Origin of the sequence: Amycolatopsis sp. SID8362, assembly GCF_010550475.1 — a bacterium.
GTDB lineage: Bacteria > Actinomycetota > Actinomycetes > Mycobacteriales > Pseudonocardiaceae > Amycolatopsis > Amycolatopsis eburnea.
Map to the genome: position 1 here is coordinate 1 of NZ_JAAGNB010000873.1, position 9,176 is coordinate 9,176.

The 9,176-nt window shown below is 72.4% G+C and carries 9 protein-coding genes and 1 pseudogene; 6 read left to right on the forward strand and 4 right to left on the reverse strand.

Features of this window, described 5'->3' with window-relative positions; genetic code table 11:
* Positions 1-123: 123 nt before the first annotated feature.
* Genes murG through G3I65_RS27375 form a run of 3 tightly spaced genes read left to right on the forward strand, consistent with a single transcriptional unit; the run spans position 124 to position 3,476 of the window.
* The gene (gene murG, locus G3I65_RS27365; protein WP_160698669.1) at positions 124-1,248 is read left to right on the forward strand and encodes an undecaprenyldiphospho-muramoylpentapeptide beta-N-acetylglucosaminyltransferase; all 1,125 of its coding nucleotides are present in this window, start codon (positions 124-126) and stop codon (positions 1,246-1,248) included.
* Complete coding sequence (murC, locus tag G3I65_RS27370; protein ID WP_160698670.1) at positions 1,241-2,638, forward strand: UDP-N-acetylmuramate--L-alanine ligase; 1,398 nt, start codon at positions 1,241-1,243, stop codon at positions 2,636-2,638. The genes murG and murC overlap by 8 nt, the downstream gene beginning before the upstream one ends.
* Positions 2,639-2,642: 4 nt before the next feature.
* A complete protein-coding gene (locus G3I65_RS27375; protein ID WP_160698671.1) occupies positions 2,643-3,476 on the forward strand; it encodes a cell division protein FtsQ/DivIB in 834 nt (277 codons plus the stop codon).
* On the opposite strand, the gene G3I65_RS27380 is transcribed toward G3I65_RS27375, so the two are convergent.
* Positions 3,466-3,930, reverse strand: a complete 465-nt coding sequence (locus tag G3I65_RS27380; RefSeq protein WP_160698672.1) for a M15 family metallopeptidase — start codon at positions 3,928-3,930, stop codon at positions 3,466-3,468. The two genes, G3I65_RS27375 and G3I65_RS27380, sit on opposite strands and share 11 nt — an antisense overlap.
* Positions 3,931-4,017: 87 nt before the next feature.
* On the opposite strand from G3I65_RS27380, the gene G3I65_RS27385 reads away from it, so the two are divergent.
* Positions 4,018-4,686 carry a response regulator transcription factor gene (locus G3I65_RS27385; RefSeq protein ID WP_160698673.1) on the forward strand — a complete coding sequence of 223 codons (669 nt, stop codon included), beginning with the start codon at positions 4,018-4,020 and terminating at the stop codon, positions 4,684-4,686.
* Entirely contained in the window at positions 4,679-5,794 is a 1,116-nt protein-coding gene (locus tag G3I65_RS27390; RefSeq protein ID WP_309235737.1) for an ATP-binding protein, read from the forward strand. The genes G3I65_RS27385 and G3I65_RS27390 overlap by 8 nt, the downstream gene beginning before the upstream one ends.
* Here the strand turns inward: G3I65_RS27390 and vanX are convergent.
* From vanX to G3I65_RS27405, 3 genes are read right to left on the reverse strand one after another with little or no spacing between them, the layout of a single operon-like run.
* Positions 5,749-6,366: a D-Ala-D-Ala dipeptidase VanX gene (vanX, locus tag G3I65_RS27395; protein ID WP_160698674.1), complete on the reverse strand. Its 618-nt coding sequence runs from the start codon at positions 6,364-6,366 to the stop codon at positions 5,749-5,751. The genes G3I65_RS27390 and vanX overlap by 46 nt on opposite strands.
* A complete protein-coding gene (locus G3I65_RS27400) occupies positions 6,363-7,367 on the reverse strand; it encodes a D-alanine--D-alanine ligase family protein (protein WP_160698675.1) in 1,005 nt (334 codons plus the stop codon). Before G3I65_RS27400 ends, vanX begins: the two co-directional genes overlap by 4 nt.
* A complete protein-coding gene (locus G3I65_RS27405) occupies positions 7,360-8,367 on the reverse strand; it encodes a D-isomer specific 2-hydroxyacid dehydrogenase family protein (protein WP_160698676.1) in 1,008 nt (335 codons plus the stop codon). Before G3I65_RS27405 ends, G3I65_RS27400 begins: the two co-directional genes overlap by 8 nt.
* A gap of 216 nt (positions 8,368-8,583) precedes the next feature.
* On the opposite strand from G3I65_RS27405, the pseudogene G3I65_RS27410 reads away from it, so the two are divergent.
* A pseudogene (locus tag G3I65_RS27410) lies at positions 8,584-9,176 on the forward strand (helix-turn-helix transcriptional regulator); the annotation flags it as partial.

Here is a 9,176-nt window from a genome sequence, read left to right on the forward strand (position 1 = left end):
CGAGCCGGTGCGCCGCAGCGCGGCACGGACGAGCACGACCCGCACGAGCACCGCTCGCGGCGGGGCCGCGCGGACAACAGCGAGCCGTGGTACCCGGAGTACCGCGAACCGGAGAGGTCATTGGTGAGTAAGCCCGTCAAGGGAACCGAGCGAGCCGCCGCGGGCAGAGCGCCTGTGGTCGTGGTCGCCGGAGGTGGCACCGCAGGACACATCGAGCCGGCCCTCGCACTGGCCGACGCCGTCAAGCGGCTGCGCCCGGACGCGACCGTCGTGGCGCTGGGGACCGAGCGCGGCCTGGAGAACAAGCTCGTCCCGGCCCGCGGTTACGACCTCGAGCTGATCCCGCCGGTGCCGCTGCCGCGCAAGCCGACGCCGGAGCTGCTGCGGCTGCCGCTGAAGGTCCGCGACTCGGTCCGCAAGACCCGCGAGGTGCTGGAGCGCGTCGGCGCGGACGTCGTCGTGGGCTTCGGCGGTTACGTCGCCCTGCCGGCCTACCTGGCCGCGCGCGGGCGCGTCCCGATCGTCGTGCACGAGGCCAACAAGTCGGCCGGCCTGGCCAACAAGGTCGGCGCGCGGTTCGCCAAGCGCGTCGCGGTCGCCGTCCCGGGTACGCCGCTGCCGAACGCCGAGGTCGTCGGGATCCCGCTGCGGCGGTCGATCACGTCGCTGGACCGCGCCGCGCTGCGCGCCGAGGCCCGTGAGCACTTCGGCCTGGACCCGGACGCCCCGACGCTGCTGGTGTTCGGCGGTTCCCAGGGCGCGCAGTCGATCAACGCCGCGGTGTCCGGCGCGGCGAAGGACCTGGCCGACGCCGGGGTCGGCGTGCTGCACGCGCACGGCCCGAAGAACACGCTGGTCGTGCAGGAGTTCCCGGGCAAGCCGGCGTACGTGCCGGTGCCGTACCTGGAGCGGATGGACCTGGCCTACGCGGCCGCCGACGTCGCGATCTGCCGCTCGGGCGCGATGACCGTCGCCGAGGTGACCTCGGTCGGGCTGCCCGCGGTGTTCGTCCCGCTGCCGATCGGCAACGGCGAGCAGGCCTCCAACGCCCGGCCCGCGGTCGACGCCGGGGCCGCGCTGATGGTTTCCGACGGCGACCTGTCCCCGGCCAAGGTCGCCGAGCTGGTCGTCCCGCTGGTCACCGACGCCGACCGCGTCGCGAAGATGAGCGCGGCGGCGGCCGGCATGGGCCACCGCGAGGCCGACGAGACCCTCGCCCGCATCGTCCTGGAGGCCGCCGGTGCCTGAGTTGCCTGAAGAGCTGCGCCGGGCGCACCTGATCGGGATCGGCGGTGCCGGCATGTCCGGCATCGCGCGGATCCTGCTGGCCCGGGGCGCGTTCGTGTCGGGTTCGGACGCCAAGGAGTCGCGCGCGCTGCTGTCGCTGCGGGCCCAGGGCGCCGAGCTGTTCGTCGGCCAGAGCGCGTCGAACATTTCCGCGCTCGCCGAGCCGCCGTCCGCGGTGGTCGTCTCGACGGCCATCAAGGAGACCAACCCCGAGCTGGCCGCAGCGCGCGCCGCCGGGATCCCGGTGCTGCACCGGGCGCAGGCGCTGGCCGGGCTGATGGAAGGCCACCGCGTCGCCTGCATCGCGGGCACGCACGGCAAGACGTCGACGACGTCGATGCTCACCGTGGCGCTGCAGCACTGCCGGCTCGACCCGTCGTTCGCCATCGGCGGCGACCTCAACGAGTCCGGCGCCAACGCCCACCACGGCGAGGGCGGCGTCTTCGTCGCGGAGGCCGACGAGAGCGACGGGTCGTTCCTGACCTACTCGCCGTCGGTCGCGGTCGTCACGAACGTCGAGCCCGACCACCTGGACCACCACGGCACGGCCGAGGCTTACACGAAGGTGTTCACGGACTTCGTGGGCCGGATCGTGCCGGGCGGCCTGCTGATCGTCTGCGGTGACGACGCCGCGGCGGACGAGCTGGGCGCGCAGGCCGAGAAGCTGGGCGTGCGCGTGCGCCGCTACGGCCGCACGGTCACCGGTCCGGACGACGCCCGCGTGCTGGAGTACACCCCGGCGCCCGACGGCGGCGTCGTGCGGCTGGCGCTGGACGGCTCCGAGCTTTCGGTGCGGGTCGCGGTGCCGGGTGAGCACATGGCGCTCAACGCGGTCGCGGCCCTGCTGGCCGGGATCGAGCTGGGCGCACCGGCTGCCGAGCTGGCCGAGGGGCTCGCGGCGTTCGGCGGTGTGCGGCGCCGGTTCGAGTTCAAGGGCCGCGCGGCGGACGTCCGCGTCTACGACGACTACGCCCACCACCCGACCGAGGTCGACGCGCAGCTGCGCGCGGTCCGGACGGCGGCCGGGTCCGGCCGGGTCGTCGTCGTGTTCCAGCCGCACCTGTACTCGCGGACGAAGCTGTTCGCGAAGGAGTTCGCCGCGGCGCTGTCGCTGGCCGACGAGGTCGTCGTGCTGGACGTCTACGGCGCCCGTGAGGAGCCCGAGCCGGGCGTCACCGGTGCGCTGATCGCCGACGGCGTGACCGTGCCGGTGCACTACGAGCCCGCGTTCGACGTCGCACCCGGTCTGGTGGCCGGGCTCGTGCGCGGCGGCGACCTCGTCGTCACCATGGGCGCGGGGGACGTGACGCAGCTGGGGCCGGAGATCCTCGCCGAGCTGGACAAGCGCTGACACCATGAGTCCGACCAGGGAACGCCGCCGTCCGTCCGAAGAGGACGAACGGGATCGTGCCGCCCTGGCGCGGGAACGGCGCGGGCGGCGCTCCGAAGAGGAGCGCCGCCGCACCCGCGCCGCGCGCGCGAAGACCGGCCCGCGCGCCCGGCCCAACCGGCAGGCGGAGATCCGCCGCCGGTGGGTCGCGCTGCTCACCGTGCTGACCGTCGTCGCGGGCGTGTACCTGCTGTTCTTCAGCTCGATGCTGGGCGTCAAGGACGTCGCGGTGTCGGGCGCGCGCACGGTGCCCGCCGACCAGATCCGCGCGGTGGCGGCGGTCCCGGCCGACAAGCCGCTGCTGCGCCTGGACGCAGACGAGATCCGCGACCGGGTGGCGGGCATGCCGGGCATCGCGACGGTCGAGGTGTCCCGCTCCTGGCCCAACACGATCGAGATCACGGTGACCGAGCGGACGGCCATCGCGTTCTTCGACAGCGGCCCCGGCGGCGACGGCGTCCACCTGGTCGACGGCGGCGGCGTGGTGTTTAAGACGGTCCCGGCCCGCCCGGCGGGCCTGCCGGAGCTGAAGCTCCCCAAGGTGTCCGCGGACGACCCGGTGACCCGCGCGGTGACGGCGGTCCTCGGCGTGATCCCGGAGCAGCTCCTCAAGCAGGTCACGACGGCGACGGCCAAGACACCGGCGAGCGTCGAATTCACGCTGTCGAGCGGCAAGATCGTCCGGTGGGGGACCGCGGAGCAGACGGACCGCAAGGCCAAGGTCCTGGCGGCGCTGCTGACGCAGGAGGGCAAGGTCTACGACGTCGCGGCGCCGGAGCTGCCGACCATCACGTCCTGAGCCGCGTGCGCGGGTCGTGGCTGGGGTCGGGGTACATCGGCGGGCAGCCGTGTTCGGCGGCTTCGGGACGCAGCTCGTAGTGCCACGGCTCGTTGCGGTAGATCTGGCACAGCCCGTACCCCGCCCCGTGCTCGGCCAGCCACTCCCGGGCCGCCGCCGGGCCGATGTCGACGGCGTTGCCCGTCACGTGCGCCGAGGTCTCAGGAGTGGCCACCCACCGGCGGGCTTCCCCTTCCGAGCCGTGCTCGGCGACGGCCCGGCGGAAGAGTTCGTCCTGGTACCCGGGGGACCGCCAGCCGCCGTTGACGAGGATGGGGATGCCGGCGTCGGTCGCGGCCCGGCGCAGGGCGGCGAGGAGGTCCGGGGCGAGGTTGACGACGGCCGGTGTCTCGTCGTCGAAGACGCTCACCGGCTGGGGGACGGCACCGCGGACGAGGAGTTCGCGAGGAGTCATGCGCCCAGTCAAGGGAACGCCGCGATGCGGGCCCGTATCCGGTTTTCGATACGCCGCCGATAGGACCCGGCTCGTACGATCGGGGGCGTGCGTGTGCTGGTCGTCGAGGACGAACCCTATCTGGCCGAAGGCATCCGGGACGGGCTGCGCCTGGCGGCGATCGCGGCCGACATCGCCGGCGACGGGGACACGGCCCTGGAACTGCTGAGCGTCAACACCTACGACATCGCCGTGCTCGACCGCGACATCCCCGGCCCGTCCGGCGACGAGATCGCCCGGCGCATCGTCGCCTCCGGCAGCGGGACGCCGATCCTCATGCTCACCGCCGCCGACCGGATCGACGACAAGGCCACCGGGTTCGAGCTCGGCGCCGACGACTACCTCACCAAGCCGTTCGCGCTGCGGGAGCTGGTGCTGCGGCTGCGGGCGCTCGACCGGCGGCGCGCCCACAACCGGCCGCCGGTGCGGGAGATCGCCGGGCTGCGGCTGGACCCGTTCCGCCGCGAGGTCTTCCGCGACGGCCGGTACGTCGCGCTGACCCGGAAGCAGTTCGCGGTGCTGGAGGTCCTCGTCGCCGCCGAAGGGGGTGTCGTGAGCGCCGAGGACCTCTTGGCGCGGGCCTGGGACGAGAACGCCGACCCGTTCACCAACGCCGTGCGCATCACGGTGTCGTCGCTGCGCAAACGGCTCGGCGAGCCCGGGATCATCGCGACCGTGCCCGGCGTCGGCTACCGCATCGAGAGCGGCCGTGGATAGGGCGCCCGGGCTGAGCGTCCGCCTCAAGCTGACCCTCAGCTACGCCGGCGTCGTCATGGTCACCGGCACCCTGCTGCTCGCCGCGGTGGGCCTGTTCCTGCTGAACTACCAGCAGCTGAGCCTGGAGCTGATGCCGGTGGTGATGTCGCCACCCGGCCGCGTCCTCATCCGCGCGTTCGCCCCGTCCGCGGCGGCCTGCCTGCTCTTCCTGCTGGTGTTCGGGCTCGCGGGCGGGTGGGTGCTCGCCGGCCGGGTGCTGGCCCCGCTGAACCGCATCACCGAGGCCACCCGCACGGCCGCGGACGGCTCCCTCTCGCACCGGATCCGGCTGCCGGGCCGCCGCGACGAGTTCCGCGAGCTGGCCGACGCCTTCGACACCATGCTCGCCCGGCTCGAAGCGCACGTCGCCGAGCAGCGGCGGTTCGCCGCCAACGCGTCGCACGAGCTGCGCACCCCGCTGGCGATCACCCGGACGCTCCTCGACGTCGCCCGCAACGACCGTGACCGCGACGTCGACGAGCTGGTCGACCGCCTCGACACCGTCACCACCCGGGCGATCGACCTCGCCGAGGCGCTCCTGCTGCTCAGCCGCGCCGACCAGCGGTCGTTCACCCCGGAACCGGTCGACCTGTCCCTGATCGCGGAGGAAGCCGCCGAAACGCTCCTCGCCTTCGCGGAGGAACGCGGCGTCACGCTCTCGGTGTCCGGCGTGCCGGCCGCCGCCACCGGCTCGGCCGCGCTGCTGCTGCAGCTCACGACGAACCTCGTGCACAACGCGATCGTCCACAACCGAGCGGAGGCGGGCACGGTGTGGGTCGAGACCAGCGTCCACGGCGGGAGCGTCGAGCTGACCGTCGAGAACACCGGCGCGCCGCTCGCGCCGGAGCTGGTGGCGACGCTGGCCGAGCCGTTCCAGCGCGGCACCGAACGCGTGAAGAGCGACGACGCGGGCGTCGGGCTCGGGTTGGCGATCGTCGCCAGCATCGCCCGGGCCCACGACGGCACCCTCACGCTGACGCCGCGCCTCGACGGCGGGTTGCGCGTCACCGTGCGGGTGCCGGGTCACGAGCGCCAGGGGACGGGAAAGTCGAAATACGTGTCCGGGTAAGGCTCGTCGTTCAGCGTGTAGTGCCACCATTCCCGGTCGTACCGGCGGAACCCGCAGGACTCCATGATGGTGCAGAGGTGCCGCCGGTTCTCCGTCTCGGCGGCCGTGATCCCGGCCGCCCCGTGGTGCGAGACGGCGTCCATCAGGTCGTGGCCACCGCCCATCGCGGCCGGCTCGCCGGTGGCCAGGTGGTAGAGCGTCAGGTCGACGGTGCTGCCCCGGCTGTGCCCCGATTTCGCGGCCACATAACCCTTTTCGAACATCTCCGTGCGCGCGATGTTCGGGTAGTGCCGCGGTTTCGTCCGGCCGTCCTCGGGTTCGCGCGACCACCGGAGGAAGCGGTCGACGGCCCGCTGCGGCCGGTAGCCGTCCCACAGGAGCAGCCCGAACCCGAGGGTCTCGGCCTTCTCCTGGGCTCGCGCCAAGGCCGCGCCCAGCGCCCTGGTGCCGGCGACGCGGTTGGCGAGGTAGCCGTCCACGGGCCTGCCGGTGAAGTTGTCCCAGGTGGCGTACTTGGCGTCCCAGCGGATCCCGGGCGCGCACTCGTCCACGAAGACGAAGTCGTCGTTCACCTCGGGTTCCCCTGCAGCGCAAGCGAAAGCAGCCGGTCGAGCACTTCTCCGAGCGGCAGCCCGGCGGCGGCCATCATCCGCGGGTAGCGGCTGTAGGAGGTCAGCCCGGGCAGGGTGTTGACCTCGTTGAGCACGACGGTCCCGTCGTCCTTCAGGAACAGGTCGACCCGGGCCAGCCCCCGGCACCCCAAGGCGCGGTAGACGGCCTTCGCCGTTTCCAGGACCAGCGACCGCGCCTCGTCCGGGATGTCCGCGGGCACGATGAACGCCGAGTTCTCCGACCCGCTTTCCGGGTTCTCCTCCTGGTGGATCTTGAAGAACCCGTGGGTGAGCGCGACCCGGTCCAGCTCGCCCGTGATCAGGTCGGAACCGGTGCCCAGCAGGGAACACCCGATCTCGCTGCCGACGACCGCTTCCTCGATCAGCACCCGCTCGTCGTACTCCCGCGCGGCCTCGATCGCGTCCGCCAGGTCCTCCTCGCGCACTACTTTGCTGACCCCGAAAGAGGATCCCGAGCGCGCGGGCTTGACGAAGACGGGATAGCTGAAGGCGCCCGGGTCTTCGTCCGCGTCCCAGTGCTTCGGCGTGGCGATGCCCGCGCTCGCGGTGACCAGGTAGGTCAGCGCTTTGTCCATGCACAGCGCGGATCCGGTGACGTCACAGCCGGCGTAGGGGACGCCGGCCAGTTCGAGTAAACCCTGCACCGCGCCGTCCTCCCCGTACCGGCCGTGCAGCACGGGGAGGACGACGTCGAGCCGGATCACCTCGTACTTCCCGTCGGAAAGGACGAGCAGCCCGTCCGGCGACAGCACGACCGGGCGGCCGTGCTCGGCGCCGGGGCCATCGCAGAGCTCCCAGGCGCCGTCCTTGGTGATGCGGATCCAGACCGGCTCGTACTTTCCGGGGTCGAGGTGCTTGGCGACCTCGTGCGCGGACTTGACGGAGACGGGGTGTTCCTCGGAGAAACCCCCGAAGAGGATCCCGACTTTCAGGTCAGCCATGGTGGTTCCCGCTTTCGAAGCTCAGGCAGTTGACGAGACTGTTTTCGACGGTGTCGCTCAGCGCGTGCTCGGTGTAGTAGGCGGTGTGCGGGCTGATCACGACGTTCGGCAGCTGTTGCAGCCGGGACAGCACCTTCGAGCGGAGCGGCGCGTCCCGGTGGTCGGTGTAGAAGACGCCTTCCTCGCCTTCGAGGACGTCGAGCGCGGCGCCGCCCAGCCGCCCGCTCTCCAGCCCGCGGACGAGCGCCTCGGTGTCGAGGAGCGGGCCGCGTCCGGTGTTGACGACGAACGCGCCCCGCTTGAGCCGCGCGATCCGCTGCCGGCCGAGGAGGTGGTGCGTGTCCGCGGTCAACGGCGTGTGGAGCGTGACGATGTCGCTGACCTGCACGAGTTCGTCGAGCGGCACGTAGTCGGCGGAGTTCCGCGGCACGCTGTCGTGCGCCACGATCCGGCACCCGAACCCCCGCAACCGGTCCATGACGGCGACGCCGATGCGTCCGGTGCCGACGACCCCGACGGTGAGGTCGCGCAGTTCTTTCCCGCGGACGTCGTTCAGCCGGTAGTCGTGGACGTCCGCCTTGCGGAGTACGGACTTCGCGTCGCGGATCACCATCAGCATGAGCATCAGGGTGTAATCGGCCACGCTGTCGGGTGAATAGGCGACGTTTTCCACGGTGATGCCGACGGACTTCGCGTATTCGACGTCGATGTGGTCGTAGCCGACGCTCCGGGTGGAGACGTACTCGACGCCGGCCCGGCTGAGCGCCCGCAGCGCCGGGCCGTCGACCCGGGTCTTGTGCCCGATGCTGACGCACCGGTTCCCGGCGGCCAGGCCCGCGTTGCGTTCGGAGAGGGCGGCTTCGGTGATGGTGGGCGTGACCCCGCAGCGGACCGCCAGCTCCCGGAAGAGCGCGGCCTCGTCGGGTGCGCACCCGTAGACGGTGACCCCGATCGTCACCGGCGCGCGGCTGCGGGCCGGTGCTTGCTGGCTGTCGGTCATGCGTGCCAGTCAAGACGGGGCGCGGTTGCCGTCCCGTATGCGTTTTTCGATACACCCGCGATAGGCCGAGGTGCACGAAAGGGTGGATCTTCGTGCGCCGAGCGCGGAAAACGCGGAAATCCGTTTTCCGGAAACGGAAAGATCCGGACACTCGAAACCGTGAGAACGGACGCGGACCGAAGAGAACGTGAACTCTGTTCAATCGCGAGGGAAGGGGTGACCGCGGACGAAATGGGGGAAGCCGTCTCGCGTGCGGTCACCCGGCTGGCCGGGCACGACGCCCTCCACCTGTGCTGGCGGACCCCGGGCACGGACATGCCGTCGTTCGGGTTCTGGCACCGGCTCGCCCCGAACGTCGAACGGGCGCAGCTGAGCGCGTGCTACTCCGGCCGGGAGCCGGCCCACCCGGCGGAGCTGGTCCGCCGGGGCGTGCTGGGCCACGTCGTCGACGCGCGCGACCGGCGCGGGCACCGCATCCTGCTGGACAACGGGTTCAGCGGCGAACTGCGCCTGCTGCTGCGGGGCCCGCACGGGGTCTGGGGGACGCTCGCGTTGTTCCGCGAGCAGGGCGGCAGGCCCTTCGAGCAGGACGACGTCGAGCGCGTCGCGCGGCTCGCCGAACCGCTCGTCGCGGCCTCGCGCCGGTACGTCACGACACCGTCCCTGCGGCCGTCCGGGCCGGACCTGCCGCCGGGCGTCATCGTGGTGGGCGCCGACCACGCGGTGCGCGCGATCACCCCCGACGCGCACGCGTGGCTGCGGGAAATCCGCCTGCCGGGCTCGCTGGCCCGGCCGGAATGGGCGGCCAC